The sequence below is a fragment of the Prauserella sp. PE36 genome (genome assembly GCF_003311655.1).
Classification (GTDB): Bacteria; Actinomycetota; Actinomycetes; order Mycobacteriales; family Pseudonocardiaceae; genus Prauserella_A; species Prauserella_A endophytica.
Window position 1 is genome coordinate 26,995 of record NZ_QEQT01000032.1, and the last position, 21,721, is coordinate 48,715.

The window sequence follows — 21,721 nt, forward strand, 5'->3', positions numbered from 1 at the left end:
GGTTCCGCACCGGAACCGTATGCGGCACAACGGTTGTCGCGACAGCGCTTTCGCCACCGGCGAAACCTCAGCGAATGGTGTAGCCGCCGTCGACCGCGAGGGTGTGCCCGGTGACGAGCGAGGCCGCGTCGCTCAGCAGGTAGGCCACCGCGTCCGCGATCTCCCTCGGCTCGCCGAAGCGGCCGACGGGGATGCGCGAGAGCAGCTCGGCCGCCCACTCCGGGCGGCTGAGCGTGGACTCGGTCAGCTCCGTGCGCACGAACGTGGGCGCCACGGCGTTGACGCGGATGCCCGCCTTCGCCCATTCGAGCGCGAGGAGCTTCGTGACGTGGACCAGGCCCGCCTTGCTCGCGCCGTAGGCGGCCCGCTCCTCGATGGCGACCAGGCCCGCCTGGGAGGCGACGTTCACGATCGCGGCGGGCGTTCCGGTGCGCAGCCAGTGTTTCGCGAACGCCGTCGAGAGGAAGAACGCGCCGGTGAGATTGGCCCCGAGCACCGTGTTCCAGTCCTCGGGCGTGACCTCGACGGCGGGCTTGGGGATGTTCACGCCGGCGTTGTTGATCAGCAGGTGGATGCCACCGCTGGCCGCCGTGACCTCCGCGGCGAAGCCCTCGAAGCTCTCCACGTCGGTCAGCTCCAGCCGCAGCGGCTCGGTGCCGTAGCGGCTGCCGATCTCCTGGGCGCCCCCGGCTTCGCGGCTGGTGCCGTACACCGTGGCGCCCAGTTCCGCGAGGCGGTCGGCGATGGCCCTGCCGAGCCCGCGAGTGGCTCCGGTGACGAGGGCGTTCTTTCCGGTCAGGTCGAAGCTCATCGGCTCTCCGCAACGGTTTCGGGCGCGGCGTCGCCGATCTCGTCGAGTTCGAGGTGGCGACGGTCGGGGGCGAAGGCGATCGCGACCATCGCGATCAGCGTGGTCGCGATGGCGAACGCGATCACCATCCAGAGGCTACCGCCCGCCCACAGCACCATCGCGCTCGCCAGCGCGGGGGTGAAGCTCGCGAGGATGATCGACGCCATCTGGTAGCCGATCGAGATGCCCGAGTACCGCACCGAGGTCGGGAACATCTCGCAGTACAGTGCCGGAAGGGGCGCGTAGACGAGGGCGTGCCCCAGCGCCAGGAACAGCACCACACCGAGCACGATGCCCCACAGCTCACCGGTCTCGATCAACGCGAACACGGGCCACGTGGTGACGACGATGAGCGCACCGCCGAGCAGGAACGTCCGAACGCGACCGATGCGGTCCGACAGCGCGCCGAACACCGGGATCATGGCGATGTTCACCGCGGCGCCGACCATCGACGCGGTCAGGCCGTGGGACTCGGGCGCGCCGAGCGTGCCCGTGACGTAGGACAGCACGAACGTGGTGAACAGGTAGTAGTTCCCGGCCTCGGCGAACCTGCCGAAGATCGCGATCAGCAACGGCTTGCGGTGGTGGCGGAACAGGATGGCGGCCGGTGCCTTGCGGCGTTCGAGCTCGGCGTCCATCTTCTCCTTCTCGGCGAGGAAGGCCGGGCTCTCGGTGGCCCGCAGACGGATGAAGAACCCGACGGACGCGAGCAGGATGCTGAGCAGGAACGGCACCCGCCAGCCCCACTGGTCGAACGCGTCACCGGAGATCCACGACGAGAAGGACACCGCCGCCGTCCCCAGCAGCAGCCCGGCGGAGACCCCGATCTGGGGCCAGGAACCGAAGTAGCCGCGCCGCGCCCGGGGAGCGTTCTCCACGGCCACGATCGCCGCCCCGCCCCACTCGCCACCGACCGCGAAGCCCTGCGCCAGCCGCAGCACGCACAGCAGCAGCGGCGCGGCGACCCCGATCTGGTGGTAGGTCGGCATCAGCCCGATCGCCGCCGTCGCGACCGTCATGATCGAGAACGTGAGGATCAAAGTGGACTTGCGGCCGATCCGGTCGCCGAGGTGCCCGGCGACGAAGGCGCCGAGTGGCCGGGCGAGGAAGCCCACGCCGAACGACGCGAGCGAGACGATCTGCCCGATGCCGGGGGAGAGGTTCGGGAAGAACAGGTGCCCGAAAACGAGGGCGGCGGCGACCCCGTAGATCGTGTACTCGTACCACTCGACGATCGCGCCGATGGTGCCGGACTGCAGCGAACGACGGCGAACCTGCTCCGAGGTCAGGGTAGCGGCGGTGGACATGGCGGGATCTCCGTTGATCGGACTCGTGGGGACGGGACGGCGGGGGCGTCAGACCGTGACGGACCGGTAGTGGTCGGTCCAGGGCAGCTCGGCGCCCGCGTACTTGGCGGCCCTGACGTCGCCGGAGCGGGCATGTCCCTCGAACAGCTCGACCCTGGCAGCGCGGCCGCACAGCACGCCGAGGTCGGCCGAGGCCTGCCGGTCGCGCACCTCCTGGTAGGTGACCGTGCGCAGGTACATGCCCACCCACAGCCCGCCCGTGTAGCGGGCGGCGCCGCGGGTCGGCAGCACGTGGTTGGTGCCGATCACCTTGTCGCCATAGGACACGCAGGTGCCCTCGCCGAGGAACAGCGCGCCGTAGGCACGCATCTTGTCCAGCGCCTCCCTCGGGTTCTCGGTGAGGATCTGCACGTGCTCGTAGGCGAACTCGTCGGCCACGCGGTAGGCCTCGTCGAGGTCGTCGACCAGGATGATCTGGCCGTGGTCGCGCCAGGCCGGGCCCGCGATGTCCGCAGTGGACATTCCGGGAAGGATCTCCTCGATGTGCCGCTGCACCTCGGTGGCGAGCGCGTCGCTGGTGGTGACGAGCACGGCGGGGGAGTCGGGTCCGTGCTCGGCCTGCGAGAGCAGGTCGACGGCGACGACGAACGGGTCGGCGTGCTCGTCGGCGACGATCAGGATCTCGGTGGGCCCGGCGAAGAGGTCGATGCCGACCTCGCCGAAGAGCTGGCGCTTGGCCTCGGCCACGTAGGCGTTGCCGGGGCCTGCCAGCATGTCGACCTTACCGATGGTCTCGGTGCCGACGCTCATCGCGGCGATGGCCTGCACGCCGCCGAGGAGGTAGATCTCGTCGGCGCCGGCGAGCCGCATCGCGGCGACGGTCGCGGCCGGGATCTCGCCGCGGATCGGCGGCGTGCACGCGACCACGCGCGGCACGCCCGCGGCCTTGGCGGTCACGATCGTCATGTGTGCCGATGCGGTGAGGGGGTAGCGGCCGCCGGGGATGTAGGCGCCGACAGACTGGATGGGCACGTGCCGGTGGCCGAGGAACACGCCGGGCGCGGTCTCCACCTCGATCTCGGACATCGATGCCAGCTGCGCCTCGGCGAAGCGGCGGACGTTGGCCTGCACGGTCTCGATGTCGGCGATCACCTGCGGGTCGAGCGTGCCGACGATCTCGTCGAGCTGCTGCTCGCTCAGGCGGAACGACTCGGGTTCCCAGCGGTCGAAGCGTGCCGAGAGCTCGCGCACCGCCTCGTCGCCACGCGTGCGGATGTCCGAGATGAGGTCCCGGACTGTCTGCGCCACGGCGTCGTTCCCGGACGGTGCGGAGGACGCGGTGGTGGCGGCTTTGATGGTGCGGGGCACGCTCGGCTCCTTTGCTCGTCACTGCTGCTTTGGATACGTATCCAATGGATACGTATCCAACGATGGGCCACAGGTGCGGCCCCGGTCAAGGAGTGTGACCGGTGCCTCAGGCGGGCGCGGTGGTCGAGCGCTCGACGAACTCGACCGGGAGCAGCTCGTGCCGGTACGGCGCGTCCGGTTCGGCGAGCCTGCCGAGCAGCAGCTCCACGCCCACCTCGGCGATGCGTTCGAGCGGCTGGCGCACCGTGGTCAGGTCTATCCGCTCCCACGCCGACAGCGGAACGTCGTCGCAGCCCACCACGCTCAGCTCGCGGGGCACCGCCACGCCGCACGCCGCCGCCGCGTTGAGCGCGGCGTAGGCCATGACGTCGTTCTGGCAGAACAGCGCCGTGGGCGGTGAGGGCTCGGACAGCAGCGCGCGAACCGCGGCGTACGCGACCGCGTAGTCGTAGGAGCCGTCGACCTCGGTGAGCACCGTGCCCCTGGTGTCCTCGGCACGCTGGCGGAAGCCGTGGCCCCGTTGCTCGGCCGTGCTCGCTCCGGCCGGGCCGCGCACCATCGCGATGCGGCGGTGACCGAGAGCCAGCACGTGGTCGGCGGCCAGCCGCCCCGCGGTGACGTTGTCGGCCTCCACCTGGTCGGCGGGGAACCCCTCCAGCGTGCGATGGCACAGCACCAGGGGGATGCCGTGGTCGACGATGCGGTGGGCCAGCGGGTCGTCGGCCACGGCCGAGGTGAAGACGACACCGTCCACGCCCTCGCGCCGCAGCAAGGCCAGTCCCTCCTCCGCGGTCAGTACGTCGGTGACGAGCGTGAGCCGCAGGCCCTGCCCGTGCAGCACGCGCTCCATCGCCTTGATCATCACGGGGTAGAAGGGGTTCGTAAGGTCGCGGATCACCACGCCGATGAGACCGGAGCGAGCGCCCACGAGGCTGCGTGCCGCCTGGCTCGGCTGGAAGTCGTACTTCGCCAGCACCTCCAGCACGCGGCGCCGGGTGCCGGGGGCGACGCTCCCGCCGTTGAGCACGCGGGACACCGTCGACTGGGCGACACCCGCCTCACGAGCGATCTGGACGCTCGTGACCGTCGGGCGCCGCGCCATGTCTCTCACCTCCGGTTTGTGCCGGAGGCCAGGATATGGCCGCCCGGCGGCCCCCGATCACTCCGGCGGCACGCCGAGCCGCTCCGCCCATCCCCGCAGTTCCCGCACGGTCCCCTCGTCGAGCTTCAGCGGGGTGCGCGGGTCGACGTCCTCGGGCAGTACCCGGTCGCGGCCGGGAAGCCTGCCGCCCGCGTCCTCGACCGACGCCGCCAGCCGGTCGAGCCGCTTCGCCGCCGCGGTGGCGTCGCCGGCGAAGCGGGCCGGGTCGAGCGTGAGCAGGACGTGTCCGATGCGCTGTGGGTTCGGGGCGTCGGACTCGGTGAACATGTCGGGCACGTCCGCGGACAGGTTGGGGCCTGCCAGCCCGCCCGCCAGCGACTCCACCAGCAGCGCCAGCGCGAAGCCCTTCGCCCCGCCCAGCGGGGAGAGCATGCCGTGCAACGCCTCCCTCGGGTCGGTCGTCGGCGTGCCGTCCGCCGCGAGCGCCCACCCGTCGGGCAGCTGCGTGCCGCTGCGCGCGTGTGCCGCGATCTTGCCGCGGGCAACCGCGCTCGTGGCCATGTCGATGATCGCGGGCCGGGGCCGGGCAGGGATCCCCGCGGCCAGCGGCGACGTGGACAGCAACGGCTTGGCCCCGCCCCACGGCGGCATCACGGCGGGCCCGTTGGAGAACGCGAGGGTCAGCATGCCCTCGCGGAGCCCGGGAACCGTGTATAGCCCCAGTGCGCCGCAGTGCCCGGAGTCGGCGACGGCGACCGCGCCGATGCCGTACCGCCCGCACCGGGACACGGCGAGCTCGGCCGCCTCCCAGAGCTGCCAGTGCCCGAGCCCGCCGCCACCGGTGGCCGACACGACCGGCCCGGTGTCGTCCACGACCCGCAGCCCGGCGTCAGGGGGATACCCGCCCGCCGCCATGCGCTGCAGGTAGTACGGCAGCCGCATGAGGCCGTGCGAGCCGATGCCCCACACGTCGGCCATCACGATGCAGCGCGCGGACGTCCGCGCCTTCCCGGGATCCATGCCCGCCGCCGTGAGCAAGGCGCTCGCCAGTGCCTCGGCCGACTCCACCGTCCCGGTCACGACCGTGCCTCCTTCGCCGCCCCCACCGCGGATCTCGCCCGCCCGCCGCTGAGCACCGCGTCGATGTCCTGTGCGAGGTTGCGCGCGATGCGCGCCTGGCTCTCGGCGGTGATGCCCGCGATGTGCGGCGTGAGCACCACGTTGTCCAGCTTCTCCAGCCTCCCCGGCTCCGGCGGTTCGCCCGCGCGCACGTCGAGCGCCGCCCCGCCGAGCGCGCCGGACTCCAGCGCGTCGGCGAGCGCGTCCTCGTCCACCACCTCACCGCGCCCGACGTTGACGAACAGGGCCGACGGCCGCATCAGGGCCAGCAGCCCGGCGTTCACCAGCCCGGTGGTGTCCGGGGTGGCGGGCAGGTGGCAGGAGAGCACGTCGGCCCCGGCCACGACCTCCTCCAGCGGGGCAAGCTCGATCCCGGCGCGGGCCAGTTCCGGATGAGCGGGGTCGATGAACGGGTCGTGGGCGAGCACGCGCATGCCCAGCGCACCGGCCAGCTCACCGCAGGCCCTCGCCGTGGCACCGCAGCCGAGCAGGCCCCACGTGCCGCCGCGCAGCTCGCGTCCGGGCGCACGGTTCCACCCGCCCGCCCGGCACTCGGCGTCGAGCCGCACGGTGCCCCGAGCGAGGCTCAACGCCAGGCCGATCGTGTGCTCGGCGACGCTGACCGCGTTCGCGCCGAGCGGTGCCGTCACCACCACGCCCGCCGCGTCGGCGGCGGGCAGGTCGATGTTGTCGAGGCCCACCCCGGCGCGCGCGACGACGGTCAGCCGCTCGCCCGCGGTGAGCAGCGCCCGGTCCACCCGGGTCCGGTTGCGGACCACGAGCGCCCTGCTGCGCCGCACCGCGTCCGTCAGCAGCGCGGGGTCGTTCCAGTACCCCGCCTCCCGCACCACCCGGTAGCGCGTGGCCAGCTCCTCGAAGGCGGCTCCCCAGACGTCCTCGCTCACCAGTACGTCGATCGGCTCACTCATCGGCCGTCTCCCCCGAGCCCAGCAGCCTGCCGCGAGGGTCGAGCACCTTCGCCACCGCCACCGCGTCCTCCCCGCCGTGCCCGTGCGCGATCGCGGAGAGGAGCTGCGCGAGGCCCTGTGCGGCCACCGGGGAGGCGATGCCCTGCCGCGCGCCGGCATCGAGGGCGAGCCGCACGTCCTTCGCGGCCAGCTCCACGCCGAACCGTGCCTCGTAGTCACCCGCGACCAGCCACGGCAGCCGCACCTGCGACTGGAACGAGCTGGCGCCCGTGTCGGCGAGCGCGGCGCTGAACTGCTCCGGCGTGATCCCGGCTGCCCTGGCGAGCACGTAGCCCTCGGCGAGCACGGCGACGTTGGTCATCCCGATGAGGTTCGAGATGAGCTTGAACATCGCGGCGGCGCCCGCGCTCTCGAACTCGTGGGTCGTTTCGCCGATGCGCCCGAACAGCGGGCGCAGCGCGGACACGGCCTCGCCCGGCCCGCCGACGAACAGCGGGATCGCGCCGTTCTCCGCCGCGGCGGGCGTCTTGCCGAGCGCGCAGGTGACGAACGGGTGGCCGTACTCGCCCACCGCCGCGGCCGCCCGATCGACGGTTCCCGGGTCGATGGTGGAGACGTCCACGGCGATCGCGCCTTCGGCGAGCTCGGGGGCAATCCGGGACCACGTGGTGAGCACGTGCTCGGGCATCGGCAGGCTGGTGAACACCACCTCGGCGTCCTTCACGGCCGCCGAGGCCGACCCGGCGGCCACCGCCCCGGCATCCACGCAGCGCCGCACGGCGGCGGGGTCGAGGTCGTGGACATGCACCTCGTATCCGCCCGTGGCGAGCCTGCGGGCGACGGCCCCTCCCATCTTGCCCGCGCCGATGAAACCGAGCTTTCCGAACATCACTTCTCCTTGCCGATCAGATGGTTGGGTGCGGGAGGGTGGCCGGATTCAGCGGCGTCCTCGGCGTCGACGTCGACGCCGACGGGCTCCCACCGGATGAGGGCCAGCACGATGAGGCCGAGTACGGGGGCCGCCGCGACGGCGAAGTACACCCCGGTGCCAAGCGAGGCGCTGAGCGTGGGAAACCACAGCAGCGACAGCATCGAGCCGACCCGCAGCACGGCCTGGCCGAAACCGCCGCCCACCCCGCGCAACGACGTCGGATAGCTCAGGGTGGCCATCGTCATGCCCTGTGCGCCCGGCCCGTAGGAGTGGAAGAACACGAACACGCCGAGCAACAGGCCGGACAGCGCGAGCGGCCAGGTGCCCTCGGGTGTGCCGAGCAGGCCGAGGCAGACGAGTGCCACCAGGCAGATCGCGAAACCGCTGGCCGAGAGCTTCCACGAGCCGAGCCGGTTCGCCAGCCGCACGCCCAGCAGGCCGCCGAGCACGCCGAACACGAGGTTGAACACCAGCGGACCGATGATCGAGGTGAGCCGGTCCTGCTGCAGGAATCCGGAGATGATCACGGGCAGCGCGAAGCCGACCGCGTAGTACTGGATCGACTGGCAGAAGCTGACCGTGGCGGCCAGTATCGTGCGGGCCCGGTAGCGGGGAGTGAACAACCTGCCGAACTCGCCAAGGACGTCGCCAAGCCCCCGGCGTTCCTTCGCGGCCTGCTCCGGTGGTTGCTCGACGTCGACCTCGATCCCATAGGACCGGCGCAGGATTCCGGCGGCGCGGTGCAGGTCCCCCTGGCTGGCGGCCCAGCTCGGGGACTCGTCCATGTACTTGTGCCGCACCAGCATCACGGCCAGCGCCGGCACCGCGCCGAACCCGACGGCCCAGCGCCACAGGTTGTCGTGGGCGTCCTCGGGGATGAGGAAGTACAGCGGCAACAGCACCAGGAAGGCCGATCCGGTGGCGAGGTACCACATCGGCTGCCACAGCGATACCTTGCTTCCCTTGCCGCGCAAGGCGTTGAACTCCGCGATGAACGCGAGCGCCACCGGGAAGTCGATGCCGATGCCGATGCCCATCAGCAGTCTGGCGCCGGTGAGCGTCTCGAAGTTCGGTGCGATCGCGCACGCGATCGCGGCGACCACGAAGAAGAGCATGTCGGCCATGAACAGCTTGTAGCGGCCGAGCCGGTCGACGAGGTAGCCGCCGACCAGCGCTCCCAGCAGCGCGCCGATCATGATGGAGGCGGCGACTGCGCCCTCCTCGAAGGCGGTGAGCTGGAAGCTTTCGGTGATGTCCTTGAGTCCGAACGCGATGGAGGAGAAGTCGTAGGCGTCGATGAAGATGCCGCCGAGCGCGATGAACGTGATCGCGCCGGACTTCCCTCCCTTCGCGCGGCCTGAGTTGATCAGATCGTTGACGTCTTGTTGTGAGCGGATGACGGGCCGGGTGCCCGGCAGCTCTGCCATGACGGCGGTCCTCTCGTGTGGCGGCGTCGGCACCGGAGGTGGTGGACGGTGGGTCAGATGCCCAGAGACAGGTACCTGGTCTCCTCGAACTCCTCCAGTCCAAGCTCGGCTCCCTCGCGGCCGAGCCCGGACTGCTTGCTGCCGCCCATCGGGGCGAAGGCGACACTGGGCAGTGCGTTGTTGATGCCGAGGATCCCGGCGTCGAGCTGCTCGGCCATCCTCCACGTGCGGGAGGAGTCGCGGGTGTAGACGTAGGCGGCCAGGCCCATCTCGGTGCCGTTGGCCTCGGCCACCACCTCGTCCTCGTCGCGGAAGGAGAAGATCCCCGCGGCGGGGCCGAAGACCTCCTCGCGCGCGAGCGCGGTGTCCCTCGGCACGTCCACGAGCAGGGCGGGCGCGGCGAACGAGCCCGACGGCGGCCGCCGTTCCCTGGTGACCAGCTTGGCGCCCGCGGCGAGTGCCTCGTCGACCATGCCGGTCACGGCGGCCACGCGGGCGTCGTCGATGCACGGGCCCAGGTCCGGGACGGGGTTGGCGAGGCCGTCGCCGATCGACATCGCGTCGGCTGCCTCGGCGAAGCGGGTGGTGAACTCCTGGTGCACGTCCGTGTGCACGTAGAAGCGGTTGGCCCCGATGCACGACTGGCCGGTGTTGCGGAACTTGGCGAGCAGCGCGCCCTCCACGGCGGCGTCGAGGTCGGCGTCGGGGAACACGATGAACGGTGCGTTGCCGCCGAGTTCCAGCAGGGGACGGACGACGCGCTCGGATGCCTTCGCCATGATCGACCGGCCCACGCCGGTGGAACCGGTGAACGACACGACCCGCACCTCGGGGTGGCCGAGGTAGGCATCGGTGATCGCGGCCGAAGGGCCGTGCACGAGGTTGACCACGCCGTCGGGAAGGCCCGCCTCGGTCAGGCAGCGCACCAGCTCCGTGGCGGCGAGGGGCGCCTTCTCCGAGACCCTGGCCACCACGGTGCAGCCGGCGGCCAGCGCGGGCGCCAGCTTGCGCGCCTGGATCGAGCACGGGAAGTTCCACGGCGTCAGGCTCGCGACCACGCCCGCGGGCCTGCGGATGGTCAGGTGCCTGCGGTCGGGGGCCTCGTGCGGGCGCACCTCGCCGCTGGGGCGGCGGCACTGCTCGGCGAACCAGCGGAAGTACTCGGCGGAGAAGCGCAGTTCGCCGATCGCCTCCGGGGCTCTCTTGCCCGCCTCCGCGGCGAGCAGGGTGCCGATCTCCTCGGCGCGGCGGGTGATCAGCTCGGCGGCGCGCAGCAGCAGGTCGGCGCGGGCGCGGGCGGGGGTGTGCGACCACGCGCCGAACGCCGTGGCCGCCGCGTCCGCCGCGGCGCGTGCCTGCTCGGGTCCGGCGTAGTCGACCGTGCCGACCACGGAGCCGTCCACGGGATTGCGGATCTCCCGTGGCGTTCCCGCCGTGTGCCATTCGCCGGCGATGAGTGTCGAGGCCACCTGTGGCATCGTCTGTCCTCTCGAGACGGTTGGGGAAACCGGGTCGCCGGGCCGGGCGGGCCCGGCGACCGCGGTGGTTTCGCTCAGGCGCTGGGGTAGAGCCTGGTGAGCACGAACTCGCGGTGGCCGAGCGACTCTGCGCACGTGAGCCTGCCGTTGATCGTGCGGTCGATGACCTCCATCAGCTGGTCACCCGCCGAGGTGAGGTCGTACTCCTGGCGCAGCAGTCCCGAGCAGTCCAGATCGATGTGCTCCGACATCGTCTCGGTGGTGAGCGGGTTGGCGCTGAGCTTGACCACCGGCTCGATCGGGTTGCCGATCACGTTGCCCTGTCCGGTCGGGAACAGGTGGATCACCGCGCCCGCGGCGGCCATGAGCGTCACGCACTCGGCGGCGGCCGACGAGGTGTCCATGAAGTACAGACCGGGCCCGGAGGCCGGAGCCTCGGCCGAGTCGAGCGCGCCGACCACCGGCTTGCTGCCGGTCTTGGCGATGTTGCCCATCGCCTTCTCCTCGATGGTCGACAGGCCACCGCGGATGTTGCCCTGTGTCGGCTGCGAGCCGAGCAGGTTCGCCCCGGTGCGCTCGATCATCTCGATGTAGTTGTCGTAGATCTCCTGGAAGCGGGCACGCACCGAGTCGTTGACGCAGCGCTGCGCGATCAGGTGCTCGCCCCCGGTGAGCTCGCTGGTCTCGCCGAACAGCACGGTGCCGCCCGCATCCACCCAGCGGTCCACGGCCTCGGACGTCGTCGGGCACGAGCCGAGGCCGCTGGTGGTGTCGGACTCGCCGCACTTGATCGACAGCATCACCTCGGGCCGCTGCACGGCTTCCCGCCGCTTCTCGGAGTCGTCGCGCAGGAACTCCGCCGCCGCGCGCGCGGCGCTCTCGATCGTGCGGAGGTCCCCGTGGCGTTCGATGGAGAACGCCCGCACCTTCTTGCCGGTCTTGGCGATGCCGTCGGCGACCTTGTCCGTCCAGTTCGGCTCGATCCCGATCACCACGACAGAGGCGACGTTGGGGTTGCACCCGGTGCCGATGAGCGTGCGGAAGGTCAGGTCGAGGTCGGGGCCGAACTGCAGCCTGCCGTAGGCGTGCGGCAGCGCGAGCGTGCCGGGCACGACGGCGGCGACCGCCTCGGCGGCGGCGTTCGACAGGTCGTCGACGGGCAGGATGATGGTGTGGTTACGGATGCCGACCGCGCCGTTCTCCCGGCGGAACCCGGTCAGGCCACGCTGTTCTGCCACCGCGCGCTCCTCACGTTGTGCACATGGACGTATCCGCCCTTGGGGATGTCGGCGGTCGCGATGCCGACCCGCTGTCCGTACTCGATCACGTCCTGGCCCTCGGCGATGTCCGTGAGCGCCAGTTTGTGCCCCAGCGGCACCGGTTCGAGCAGTTCGATCGTCACGTTCTCCGGACCGCGAAGGTATCCGCCCTCGACCGGACCCGGCTCCAGGTCGCGTACCGCGACCGCCACCAGGTCTCCGTCGTGGTGGGCGAGATAGCCCGGCAAGCCGGTTGCCTGCGCCATGTCTCTCCCTTGGCTAGAGGTCTTACCATTTTCCCGGACGACGGTAACCCGGCGAAGCGTGCCGGACAAGGGGGTCTTCGCGCCTGGATCGCAACAGAGGTAAAGTGGTCTTACCAAAGAGGTCACTTGTGGGGAGCTGGTCGTGGGCACTGACGCGAAGATGTGGACGCCGTTGGACCGGGGCATGGTGTCGGACCGGATCTCCGGGCAGATTCTCGAGGTCATCGCCGATGAGCGGCTGCGTCCGGGTGACCGGCTGCCGCCGGAGCGGGAGCTGGCCGCGTTGCTCGGCGTCAGCAGGCCGTCGCTGCGCGAGGCCCTGCGCTCGCTCAAGGCGCAGGGGCACGTGGAGGTCCGGCACGGGGCAGGCGTCTTCGTGGCCGACCCCGCGACCACGCGGACGCTGCGCCAGGCGATGCTCACTGAGGAGATGAGCCTCGCCGAGCTGTTCGACATGCGGGAGGTGCTGGAACTTCCCGCGGCCGCGTGGGCGGCGAGCAACGGCGACGCCGAGAAGCTCGCCGCGGTCAGGGAGACCTACGAGCGACTCGACGCCGCGACCCGCGAGGACCCGGTCGACTGGAGCAAGCTGCAGGAGCTCGACGCCGCGTTCCACATGCGCATCGTCGAGGCGGCGGGCAACCGGTTCATGATGCGGACGCTCACGGTGCTGCAGGAGATCCTGGCCCGCGGTATGGAGACGACGCTGCGAGTACCTGGCCGGCTGGAGAAGTCCAGGGTCGACCACCGCCGCATCCTCGACGCGCTGCTGGCTGGTGATCAGGCCGCGGCACGGCGTGCGGTGAAGGCGCACATCAACGGCGCGCGCAAGGCGGCCATGTCCAGGCTGCACGACGAGAAGATGGATCCACAAAGGACTGTTCGCGAGAATTAGTTCTTCGTTTTCGCACTTCAGGCAGCGCGCGGGCGACCGACCCGGCTGAGTGAGGCTTGTCACCGCCGAGCTCGGCAGGGTACAACCCTCAGTGGTACGACCTCTTACCACGAGGGAGGATCGGATGACCGCGGTACAACGGGGTTCCGCAAGCTCGGGGCTTCGCTCGCGCTGGCGAACCGTGTCCCGCCAGCTGTACTTCTGGGTTCTCGTCGCGGTGCTCGCCGGCGCGCTGCTCGGGCTGGTGGCGCCGGGCGTCGGCGAGGCGTTCAAACCGGCTGGCGACATCTTCATCAGCCTGATCAAGATGATCATCACGCCCATCGTGTTCGTCACGGTGGTGCTGGGCATCTCCTCGGCGACCAGCCTGCGCAAGGTGGGCAGGGTCGGGGTCAAGGCGCTCGTCTACTTCCAGTGCATGACACTGCTCGCGCTGACGCTCGGGCTGGTGGTGGCCGACGTCTTCCAGCCGGGCGCCGGCCTGGACATCGACCCGGCGACGCTGAGCGGGCAGGAGGTCCCCGCGACCGACGAGACGCCGAGTGGGATGGGCGGCCTGCTGGAGAGCGTTGTGCCGGACAGCGTCGTCGGCGCCTTCGCCGACGGCAACATTCTGCAGGTGCTGGTGTTCGCGATCCTGTTCGGCGTCGCGCTCACCCTGCTCGGCGAGCGCGGCGCGACGCTGCGCACCGGGCTGGAGTCCCTGCAGCACGTCTTCTTCACGATCCTGCGCGTGGTGATGTACTTCGCGCCCGTCGGCGCGTTCGGCGCGGTCGCGTTCACCACCGGCAAGTACGGGGCCGAGACGCTGGGCAGGCTCGGCGCGCTCATGGCCTGCTTCTACGTGACCTGCGTGCTGTTCGTGTTCGGCGTGCTCGCCCTGGTGTTGCGGCTCTGCGGGGTGTCGTTGTGGCGGCTGCTGCGCTACTTCCGGCAGGAGCTGCTCGTGGTGCTCGCGACGACGTCCACGGAAACCGTGCTGCCGCAGTCGATGGAGAAGCTGCGGCGCATGGGTTGCGGGCGGTCGGTGGTCAACCTGACCATCCCGTCCGGGTACTCGTTCAACCTCGACGGCGCCGCGATCTACCTGACCATGACCTCGCTGTTCATCGCGCAGGCCCTGGACATCGACCTCTCGCTGGGCGACCAGATCCTGCTGCTCGGCGTGCTGGTGATCTCGGCGAAGGGCGGCGCGGGCGTGACGGGCGCCGCGCTCGCGGTGCTCGCGGCGACGCTCTCCGCGGTGCACACCATCCCGGTGGCCGGCATCGCACTGATCATCGGCATCGACCGCTTCATGAACGAGGCGCGTGCCCTGACCAACCTGGTCGGCAACCTCGGGGCGACCATCGTGGTCTCCCGGTGGGAGCGCGACTTCGACGTCCAGCAGGCCCGGTCCGTGCTGTCGGGCGCCCAGCCAAGGGAGGTTTGAGCGATGCCCATCGAACTCGTCGCGCTGATCGGTCTGCTGGTGGTCTTCGCGATCACCACCGCGCTCGACGTCAACATGGGGGCGGTGGCGTTCGTCGCCGCGTTCGCGGTCGGCACCCTCGTCGCCGGTGTCCCGGTGGACGAGGTGATCACCGAGGGATTTCCCAGCGAGCTGTTCCTCACCCTGGTCGGTGTCACGTACCTGTTCGCCATCGCCCGCGACAACGGCACGATCACGTGGCTCACCTCCGCGGGAGTGCGGATGGTCCGGGGACGGCTCGTGCTCGTGCCGTGGGTGATGTTCGTGGTGACCGGGCTGCTGGCCATGGCGGGGGCGCCGCTGGTCGCCGTGATCGCCGTGCTCGCGCCCGTGGCGCTGGAGTTCGCGCGCCGCTACGACATCAAGCCGTTGCTGATGGGGCTGATGGTCGTCAACGGAGGCGCGGCCGGTGGCCTCGCACCGAGCAGTGTGCTCGGCAGCCTCAGCAACGCCGTCGTCGAGCGCAACGGCCTCGCGATCGATCCGGTTCTGCTTTTCGCGGGATCGCTGGCCTTCAATCTGGCGCTCGGGGTGGCCGGGTTCGTCCTCTTCGGCGGGCTGCGGCTCGTCGGGGTGAGGACCGCGGTGCCGGAACGCGTCGGTGGTGGCGTGGCGGTGGCCGAGTCCCCGGACGAACCCGAAGCCGAAGCCGAAGCCGATCTGGACCGGCACCGCGTGGCCACCCTCGTCGGCCTGGTCGTGCTCGCCGTCGGCGCGCTAGCGTTCGAGGTGAACATCGGCGTGCTGGCGATGACGGTCGCCGTGGCACTGTCGGTCGCGCGGCCGTCGGTGGGCAGGCAGGCCGTGCACCAGGTCGCGTGGCCGACCGTGTTGCTCGTGTGCGGCACGCTGACCTACGTCAACCTGCTGCAGTCACTCGGCACGCTCGACTACCTCGGCCGTGGGGTCGCCGCCGTGGGTGCGCCGATACTGGGTGCGCTGATCATCTGCGGCATCGGCGCGCTCGGCTCGGCCTTCGCCTCGACGATCGGCATGCTGGGCGCCCTCATCCCGCTGGCGGTGCCGTTGCTGGCCGACAGCACGCTCAGCGCCACGGCGTTGATCACCGCGCTCGCGATCTCGTCGCTGGTGGTGGACGCGAGCCCGCTGTCGTCCACCGGGGCGCTCGTCGTGGCCAACACGCCCGCGCCCCAACGCGACCGCGTCTTCCGGCAGCTGCTGCGCTGGGGCTTCTCGCTCATCGTGATCGCCCCGGTCGTGACCTGCCTGGCGTTCGTGCTGCCGACGTCGTGAGGCAGGTGAGGCGCGGTGGCGACTCGTTCCCATTCACGCGGGTTCGTCGCGACGGCCCGAAATGGTCGCCCTCGCTGTCGAAAGGGACCACCGAGGCGCGTTTCGGCGGTGACGACGTGCTCGCGGCTCCCCCAGTGAGGCGGCCCCAGGTCTCGCGGCTTCGCCGTCGAGTCGGGAGTGGACGTCGCGCGACGCTGGCGCGCAACGGCTCGGTGGAGGCCCTGGGCGCGCTGAGCCAGGCCGGTCGCGAGATCGGCGAGGTTGCTGGCCGCCGCGGCTGAGGCGTCACCGCTGCAGCAGGGCCGTCATCTCCGTGACCTCGGCGCGTTGCCGGTCGACGATGGTCTGGGCGAAGAGCTTCGCCAGCGAGTCGCTGCCATCCCTGAGCTGTGCCTCGGCCAGCTCGACGGCGTTCTCGTGGTGCTCGATCATCGACCGCAGCCACAGCTCGTCGAACTCCGCGCTCCTCGCCTGGTGCAGTCGCTGGAACGCTTCCTCGCTCATCAGGTGCGAATGGTCGTGCCCGCCACCGCTGCCGGTCACTTCCACGTCCTCGCCCCACATCAGAAGCAGATCCATGATCTGCTTCTTCTCGGGGCTCTGGGCCGCTTTGATCCGCTCCGCGAGATCCTTCACCTCCGGATCGGAGGCACGCTCGAGCGCGAGTTCGGCGACCACCTCGGCCTGCGCGTGATGCGCCGCCATCTCCCTGGCGAACTCCAGATCGCTCAGGTTGTGGTCCTGCGTGGCCCCGGTCGCACCGGCGCTGGTCTGCGTCGCCGAGGGCCGGCTCGGGCGCTCGGCGGGCGCCGCGCCCTCCTCGCTGCCGTCGCAGGCGGTGGTGAGCAACAGCACGCCAGCGGAGCAGATGCCAAGGAGTCGCTCGCGCATCAGTTCCGTTCCTCCTGGTCGCGTCTCGATGGCGGAGCCTGGGCGGCACCGGCTCGGGCGCACGGAACCGTACACCACGCCTCGGCGGGCACACAGCGGACTTGACACGGCGGGACGGGCTTGGTTACGTTGCGGTCGATCACAACCGAATATCGCGTTACTAGAGACTCAGAGAACAGTAACCCCTTTCACCCGCGGGGAATACTGTTCTCTTTTTTTGTGCCCGGAATTCCACGGCGAGGTGGTTGCGTTGAGCGGTGTGCGGAGGTGGATGAGCTACCTCTTGCTGTGTGTGTCCGGTGGGATCATCTTCCAGGTCGCCTACATCAGGTTCGTCTTCCTGGAGCCGACCTATCAGGCGCTCGGACTCACCGCGCAGGAATACGGCGGGATCATGTCCGTGTTCGGCGCGGTCGCCGCAGTGATGTATTTCGTCGGCGGCTGGTTCGCCGACCGGTTCTCCCCACGCGCGCTGATCGTGGCGGCGCTGGTGATCACCGGTATCGCCGACCTGGCGCTGACCGTCTCGCCCGGCTACCTCACGACACTGCTCGCGCACATCGCGATGGCGTTCGCGGGAATGGCGCTCTACTGGCCCGCGCTGGTGAAGGCGGTGGGTTCGTTCGGCTCCACCGAGCAACAGGGCAGGCTTTTCGGTTTCCTGGAGGCGATCCGCGGGGTCACCTCGACGGTGATCAGCGCGGTCGGCGTCCTGCTGGTCGGCACCCTGCTCGCTCCCACGGTCGGCGTGCTCGCCCTCATCGCGATCTACGGTGTCCTGTGTCTGGTGCTGGCGGCGCTGATCTGGTTCGCGCTGCGGGGCCAGGCCGACCGCGCCCCCGATGGCGAGCGTTCGGCCCTCTCGCTGCGGCAGCTGGCAGCGGCCGCACGGAACAAGTACACGTGGCTGCTCGGCGGCTCGATCATGCTGATGTACTGCTTCTACACCACGCTCGGCTACTTCTCCCCGTTGCTGCAGCACGACTTCGGCGTCACGGCCGCGCTGGTCGGGGTCCTCGGCGTGGTGCGGACCTACGTCTTCCAGTTCGTGGCAGGCCCGATCGGCGGGGTTGCCGTCGACAAGCTCACCCGGTCGACGCCGCGGTTCCTCCGCCTGGCGTTCGCCGGCGCGACGGTGTGCGTCGCACTGCTGCTCGTACTGCCGGCGACACCCGCGCTGCAGTGGGTCGCGATCACGCTGATGTTCGTGCTGTCGTTCGCGGTGTTCGCCAGCCGTGGGGTTTACTGGGCGAGCGTCACCGAAGCACGCATCCCCGCCGAGCAGCGTGGCGGCGTGATCGGTCTCGCCTCGGGACTCGCCTACCTGCCGGACGCGTTCCTTCCCGGACTCGTCGCCTGGTGGATCGGGGACCCGGCCGCGGGCACCGCCCCGCACGGCGGCTACGGCATGTTGTTCGGCTTCCTCACCGCCGCTGGCGTGCTGGGCATCGTGCTGACCTCGCTGACCCTGTGGGTGCAGCGCCGCGAACGGGCCACCGGACCGCAGCCGAGCGCCACCGCACTGACCTGACCCCCGTAGCCCAAGAAAGGTTCCTCGTTGGACATCCAGGACTTCTCCCTCGAGCTGTTCTCACTGCACGGCCGCAACGCCATCGTCACGGGCGGCAACACCGGTCTCGGTCGCGCGTTCACCGTGGCGCTGGCCAAGGCGGGTGCGAACGTCTTCGCGCCGAGCGTCATCGACGACGGCGGTGAGACCCGGCGCATGGTAGAGGAGGCTGGGTCCCGGCTCGAGACGGTGAAGATCGACCTCACCGAGCCGGGCGCACCCGAACACGTCGTGGCATCCTGTGTGGACACGCTGGGCTCGGTCGACATCCTCGTCAACTCCGCGGGCATCTCGAACCTGGCTCCCGCGGCGGAGTTCGGCCGCGAGCAGTGGGACCCGATGGTGGCGCTGAACCTGACCGCGCCGTTCGAGCTCGGCTGGCGCGCGGGCAGGCGCATGGTGGAGCAGCAGCGCGGCAAGATCATCAACATCGCCTCGCTGTTCTCGTTCCTCGGCGGGCAGCATTCGCCCGCCTACGCGGCGACCAAGCACGGCATCGTGGGATTCACCAAGGCGTACTGCGACGAGCTCGGTGCCCACAACGTCCAGTGCAACGCCATCGCCCCCGGCTACTTCGCCACGCCGATCACCGAGCGGACCCGCTCGAACCCCGTGACCAACCAGCGCGTCCTCGACCACATCCCGGCGGGCCGGTGGGGCGAGCTGGGCGACCTGATGGGCGCGGTGGTCTTCCTGGCCAGCAGGGCCTCGGACTACGTGAACGGGCACGTCCTCACCGTCGACGGCGGCTACCTCACCCGATGAACCCGAACTCGAACGGAGCGCACGACACCATGGACACGACCGCCATCATCGACCGGCTGCGCGAGATCGCGGGCCCCGAGCGGGTCGACACCGACGAGCGGCTGCTGCGCGAGGCCAGCGTCGACCGGTTCAAGAAGTACACCGCCGTCCACGGCATCTACGACGGCCCGTTTCCGATCGCGATCGTGCGAGCGGGCAGTACCGAGCAGGTGGCGGCCGTGCTGGCGTTCGCGAACGCCCACGGCGTGAACATCGTCCCCAGGACCGGCCGTACGGGCACCGAGGGAGGGCTGGAGACCAGCTTCGAACGCACCGTGGTGCTGGACGGGTCCGAAATGGACCAGATCGTGGACGTCGACCCGGTCGACATGCAGGCCACCGCGCAGTGTGGTGTCCCGCTGCGGGTGCTGGAGGAGCGCGTGCGCGAACTCGGGCTCACCACAGGTCACTCGCCGCAGTCCAAGCCGCTCGCGCAAATGGGCGGGCTGGTCGCGACCCGGTCCATCGGCCAGTTCTCGACGCTCTACGGGGGGATCGAGGACATGGTGGTGGGCCTTGAGGCGGTGTTCCCCGACGGCACCGTCAGCCGGATCAAGAACGTGCCTCGCCGCGCCGCTGGCCCGGACATCCGCCACGTCGTGATCGGCAACGAGGGCGCGCTGTGCTTCGTCACCGAGGTCACGGTGAAGCTGTTCAGGTACCAGCCGGAGAACAACCGCTTCCACGGCTACCTGCTCGACGACGTGCGCACCGGCATCGAGATCCTGCGCGAGGTGGTGACCAACGGCTACCGCCCCTCGGTCGCGCGGGTCTACTCCGAGCAGGACGCCGCACAGCACTTCTCGCACTTCGCGGGCGGCAGGTGCGTCGCGGTGTTCCTGGCGGAGGGCCCGGCGCCACTCGCCGACGCGACGAGCACGGAGATCGACCGGATCGTCGGGAAGTACCAACACGAGAAGGTCGATCCCGAGCTGATCCGCGAGTGGTTCGACAACCTGAACTGGGGACCGGACAAGATCCGCGCCGAGCAGGAGGCCATGCTCGCCGAGCAGCGGCTCGGCTACACCACGGAGGTCTCCGCGAACTGGTCGGTGATCGGCGACATCTACGACGCCGTGATCTCCCGGATCACCAAGGAGTACCCGCACGCCGACGACATCACCATGCTCGGAGGGCACTCCTCGCACAGCTACCAGACGGGCACGAACATGTACTTCGTGTACGACTACCGCATCAACTGCGAACCACGAGAGGAGATCACGAAGTACCACATCCCGATCAACGCGATCATCGTCGAGGAGACGCTGGCTCGCGGTGGCTCGATGGTGCACCACCACGGCATCGGCAAGTACCGGGCGCCGTGGACCGAGCAGGAGCACGGTAGCGCATACCCGATCCTGCGCAAGCTGAAGGACGTCTACGATCCCAACGGGATCATGAACCCGGGCACCATCTTCCCCGTCGGAGACCGGTGATGGCGGGGTACCTGCTCGGCATCGACAACGGCTCGCAGAGCACCAAGGTCACCGTGTTCGACGAGCACGGCACCGTGCACGCCCGCGCTCGTGTTCCGTTGCGTCCCAACGACATGCCCCGGCCGGGCGTTGTCGAGCACCCTGACGACGACCTCTGGGACTCGATCTGCGCGGCCACGCGCGCGGCACTGGACGCGTTCGACGGCGAGCCGAGCGAGCTCCTCGGCGTCGGGCTGTGCACGATTCGCTTCTGCCGGGCCATGCTGCGGGCCGACGGTACACTCGCCCAGCCGGTGCTCAGCTGGATGGACGAGCGCGTCTCGCGGCCGTACGAGCACACGAACCCCGACGTCCGCTACGTCACCACCTCGTCGGGTTACATCACCGCGCGGATGACCGGCCGTTTTCGTGACACCGCGGCCAACTACCAGGGTGTGTGGCCGATCGACACCGACACCTGGGCGTGGGTCGCCGATCCCGACGTACCCCGAGACATGCTGTTCGAGCTGGTGTACCCGGGCGAGAAGCTCGGCGCGGTGACGGCGGAGGCGGCCGCGCACACCGGACTGCCGGAAGGGCTTCCGGTGTTCGCCACCGCCAACGACAAGGCGGTCGAAGCTCTCGGCGCGGGGCTCGGCGACGACCGTACGTTGCTGCTGTCACTCGGCACCTACATCGCGGGCATGACCACCGGCTCACACAACGTCCACGACGCCAAGGCGTTCTGGACCAACTTCGCGTGCTGGCCGCGTGAATACCTGTACGAGAGCCACGGAATCCGCCGTGGCATGTGGACGGTCAGCTGGCTGCGGGACCTGCTCGGCGACGAGGAATGGCTCAACGCGGGCGCGGCGAGCGTGCCGGCCGGGTCCGAAGGGCTGGTCGCGGTGCTCGACTGGCTGGCCCCGGTCGAAGCGCCGTTCCGCAGGGGCGCCTTCCTCGGGTTCGACGGCAGGCAGGGCCCTTTCCACATGTACCGCGCCGTGCTCGAGGCCATCGCGCTGACCCTGCACGGCAACGGCAACGCCATGGCCAGGGAGCTGGGTACGGAGTTCGAGCAGGTGCTGGTGTCCGGCGGCGGAGCCGGTTCGGACGTGCTCATGCAGATCGTGGCGGACGCCTTCGACCGGCCCGCGCGGCGCGCCCAGGGCGGGGCGGAGCTCGGTTCGGCGATCTGTGCCGGGGTCGGGCTCGGCCTGTTCGGCGACTTCGACGAGGCCGTGGCGGCGATGGTCAAGCCGGGCACGGAGTTCCGGCCCGACCAGGCCACCCACGAACGCTACCGGCGGCTGTCCGAGGTCTACCGGGAGCTGCCCGGCTACACCGATCCGCTGTTCACGTGGCTGGCCTCGGCTGGGGAGTGA

General features: G+C 70.3%; 19 protein-coding genes. 7 read left to right on the forward strand and 12 right to left on the reverse strand.

Annotated elements, in window-relative coordinates; genetic code table 11:
• Positions 1 to 67 precede the first annotated feature (67 nt).
• The 11 genes from DI005_RS02525 to DI005_RS02575 form a co-directional block, all read right to left on the reverse strand.
• Positions 68 to 811, reverse strand: a complete 744-nt coding sequence (locus DI005_RS02525) for an SDR family NAD(P)-dependent oxidoreductase (RefSeq protein ID WP_113641134.1) — start codon at positions 809 to 811, stop codon at positions 68 to 70.
• Positions 808 to 2,157: an MFS transporter gene (locus DI005_RS02530; protein ID WP_113641135.1), complete on the reverse strand. Its 1,350-nt coding sequence runs from the start codon at positions 2,155 to 2,157 to the stop codon at positions 808 to 810. The genes DI005_RS02525 and DI005_RS02530 overlap by 4 nt, the downstream gene beginning before the upstream one ends.
• A 48-nt stretch (positions 2,158 to 2,205) precedes the next feature.
• Complete coding sequence (gene hisD / locus DI005_RS02535) at positions 2,206 to 3,525, reverse strand: histidinol dehydrogenase (protein WP_113641136.1); 1,320 nt, start codon at positions 3,523 to 3,525, stop codon at positions 2,206 to 2,208.
• A gap of 106 nt (positions 3,526 to 3,631) precedes the next feature.
• Positions 3,632 to 4,627 carry a LacI family DNA-binding transcriptional regulator gene (locus tag DI005_RS02540; protein WP_112273051.1) on the reverse strand — a complete coding sequence of 332 codons (996 nt, stop codon included), beginning with the start codon at positions 4,625 to 4,627 and terminating at the stop codon, positions 3,632 to 3,634.
• 57 nt (positions 4,628 to 4,684) lie between these two features.
• Positions 4,685 to 5,707 carry an Ldh family oxidoreductase gene (locus DI005_RS02545; RefSeq protein WP_113641137.1) on the reverse strand — a complete coding sequence of 341 codons (1,023 nt, stop codon included), beginning with the start codon at positions 5,705 to 5,707 and terminating at the stop codon, positions 4,685 to 4,687.
• Entirely contained in the window at positions 5,704 to 6,675 is a 972-nt protein-coding gene (locus tag DI005_RS02550) for a hydroxyacid dehydrogenase (protein WP_112273049.1), read from the reverse strand. The genes DI005_RS02545 and DI005_RS02550 overlap by 4 nt, the downstream gene beginning before the upstream one ends.
• Complete coding sequence (locus DI005_RS02555) at positions 6,668 to 7,564, reverse strand: NAD(P)-dependent oxidoreductase (protein WP_113641138.1); 897 nt, start codon at positions 7,562 to 7,564, stop codon at positions 6,668 to 6,670. Before DI005_RS02555 ends, DI005_RS02550 begins: the two co-directional genes overlap by 8 nt.
• Positions 7,564 to 9,033, reverse strand: coding sequence for an MFS transporter (locus DI005_RS02560; protein WP_113641139.1), 1,470 nt, complete (start codon positions 9,031 to 9,033; stop codon positions 7,564 to 7,566). The genes DI005_RS02555 and DI005_RS02560 overlap by 1 nt, the downstream gene beginning before the upstream one ends.
• A 53-nt stretch (positions 9,034 to 9,086) precedes the next feature.
• The gene (locus DI005_RS02565) at positions 9,087 to 10,511 is read right to left on the reverse strand and encodes an NAD-dependent succinate-semialdehyde dehydrogenase (protein ID WP_113641140.1); all 1,425 of its coding nucleotides are present in this window, start codon (positions 10,509 to 10,511) and stop codon (positions 9,087 to 9,089) included.
• 74 nt (positions 10,512 to 10,585) lie between these two features.
• The gene (locus DI005_RS02570; RefSeq protein ID WP_113641141.1) at positions 10,586 to 11,749 is read right to left on the reverse strand and encodes a UxaA family hydrolase; all 1,164 of its coding nucleotides are present in this window, start codon (positions 11,747 to 11,749) and stop codon (positions 10,586 to 10,588) included.
• Positions 11,728 to 12,036 carry a UxaA family hydrolase gene (locus tag DI005_RS02575; RefSeq protein WP_112273039.1) on the reverse strand — a complete coding sequence of 103 codons (309 nt, stop codon included), beginning with the start codon at positions 12,034 to 12,036 and terminating at the stop codon, positions 11,728 to 11,730. Before DI005_RS02575 ends, DI005_RS02570 begins: the two co-directional genes overlap by 22 nt.
• 142 nt (positions 12,037 to 12,178) lie before the next feature.
• Here DI005_RS02575 and DI005_RS02580 point away from each other — a divergent pair, with 142 nt between their 5' ends.
• From DI005_RS02580 to DI005_RS02590, 3 genes are all read left to right on the forward strand, one after another.
• Positions 12,179 to 12,931: a FadR/GntR family transcriptional regulator gene (locus tag DI005_RS02580; RefSeq protein WP_233519964.1), complete on the forward strand. Its 753-nt coding sequence runs from the start codon at positions 12,179 to 12,181 to the stop codon at positions 12,929 to 12,931.
• A gap of 124 nt (positions 12,932 to 13,055) precedes the next feature.
• Complete coding sequence (dctA, locus tag DI005_RS02585; protein WP_113641142.1) at positions 13,056 to 14,363, forward strand: C4-dicarboxylate transporter DctA; 1,308 nt, start codon at positions 13,056 to 13,058, stop codon at positions 14,361 to 14,363.
• A 3-nt stretch (positions 14,364 to 14,366) separates the two neighbouring features.
• Positions 14,367 to 15,656, forward strand: coding sequence for an SLC13 family permease (locus tag DI005_RS02590; protein ID WP_113641143.1), 1,290 nt, complete (start codon positions 14,367 to 14,369; stop codon positions 15,654 to 15,656).
• Positions 15,657 to 15,941: 285 nt separating this feature from the next.
• Here DI005_RS02590 and DI005_RS02595 read toward each other — a convergent pair whose 3' ends face one another.
• Positions 15,942 to 16,547, reverse strand: coding sequence for a DUF305 domain-containing protein (locus tag DI005_RS02595; RefSeq protein ID WP_113641144.1), 606 nt, complete (start codon positions 16,545 to 16,547; stop codon positions 15,942 to 15,944).
• Positions 16,548 to 16,818: 271 nt separating this feature from the next.
• On the opposite strand from DI005_RS02595, the gene DI005_RS02600 reads away from it, so the two are divergent.
• Genes DI005_RS02600 through DI005_RS02615 form a run of 4 tightly spaced genes read left to right on the forward strand, consistent with a single transcriptional unit; the run spans position 16,819 to position 21,721 of the window.
• Positions 16,819 to 18,078 (forward strand): MFS transporter, encoded by a 1,260-nt coding sequence (locus DI005_RS02600; RefSeq protein ID WP_158559772.1) that lies wholly within the window; start codon positions 16,819 to 16,821, stop codon positions 18,076 to 18,078.
• A 27-nt stretch (positions 18,079 to 18,105) separates the two neighbouring features.
• Positions 18,106 to 18,882 (forward strand): SDR family oxidoreductase, encoded by a 777-nt coding sequence (locus tag DI005_RS02605; protein WP_112273029.1) that lies wholly within the window; start codon positions 18,106 to 18,108, stop codon positions 18,880 to 18,882.
• 29 nt (positions 18,883 to 18,911) lie between these two features.
• Entirely contained in the window at positions 18,912 to 20,357 is a 1,446-nt protein-coding gene (locus DI005_RS02610) for an FAD-binding oxidoreductase (protein ID WP_113641219.1), read from the forward strand.
• On the forward strand, positions 20,357 to 21,721 hold the full coding sequence (locus DI005_RS02615; RefSeq protein WP_113641146.1) for an FGGY-family carbohydrate kinase: 1,365 nt from the start codon (positions 20,357 to 20,359) through the stop codon (positions 21,719 to 21,721). Before DI005_RS02610 ends, DI005_RS02615 begins: the two co-directional genes overlap by 1 nt.

What these genes read in the sequence shown, in the direction of transcription:
- DI005_RS02575 (WP_112273039.1), bottom strand. Translation starts at nt 12,036, where the DNA reads ATGGCGCAGGCAACCGGCTTGCCGGGCTATCTCGCCCACCACGACGGA.
- DI005_RS02565 (WP_113641140.1), bottom strand. Translation starts at nt 10,511, where the DNA reads ATGCCACAGGTGGCCTCGACACTCATCGCCGGCGAATGGCACACGGCG.
- DI005_RS02540 (WP_112273051.1), bottom strand. Translation starts at nt 4,627, where the DNA reads ATGGCGCGGCGCCCGACGGTCACGAGCGTCCAGATCGCTCGTGAGGCG.
- DI005_RS02550 (WP_112273049.1), bottom strand. Translation starts at nt 6,675, where the DNA reads ATGAGTGAGCCGATCGACGTACTGGTGAGCGAGGACGTCTGGGGAGCC.
- DI005_RS02530 (WP_113641135.1), bottom strand. Translation starts at nt 2,157, where the DNA reads ATGTCCACCGCCGCTACCCTGACCTCGGAGCAGGTTCGCCGTCGTTCG.
- dctA (WP_113641142.1), top strand. Translation starts at nt 13,056, where the DNA reads ATGACCGCGGTACAACGGGGTTCCGCAAGCTCGGGGCTTCGCTCGCGC.
- DI005_RS02595 (WP_113641144.1), bottom strand. Translation starts at nt 16,547, where the DNA reads ATGCGCGAGCGACTCCTTGGCATCTGCTCCGCTGGCGTGCTGTTGCTC.
- DI005_RS02600 (WP_158559772.1), top strand. Translation starts at nt 16,819, where the DNA reads ATGAGCTACCTCTTGCTGTGTGTGTCCGGTGGGATCATCTTCCAGGTC.
- DI005_RS02525 (WP_113641134.1), bottom strand. Translation starts at nt 811, where the DNA reads ATGAGCTTCGACCTGACCGGAAAGAACGCCCTCGTCACCGGAGCCACT.
- DI005_RS02590 (WP_113641143.1), top strand. Translation starts at nt 14,367, where the DNA reads ATGCCCATCGAACTCGTCGCGCTGATCGGTCTGCTGGTGGTCTTCGCG.
- DI005_RS02610 (WP_113641219.1), top strand. Translation starts at nt 18,912, where the DNA reads ATGGACACGACCGCCATCATCGACCGGCTGCGCGAGATCGCGGGCCCC.
- DI005_RS02615 (WP_113641146.1), top strand. Translation starts at nt 20,357, where the DNA reads ATGGCGGGGTACCTGCTCGGCATCGACAACGGCTCGCAGAGCACCAAG.
- DI005_RS02555 (WP_113641138.1), bottom strand. Translation starts at nt 7,564, where the DNA reads ATGTTCGGAAAGCTCGGTTTCATCGGCGCGGGCAAGATGGGAGGGGCC.
- DI005_RS02560 (WP_113641139.1), bottom strand. Translation starts at nt 9,033, where the DNA reads ATGGCAGAGCTGCCGGGCACCCGGCCCGTCATCCGCTCACAACAAGAC.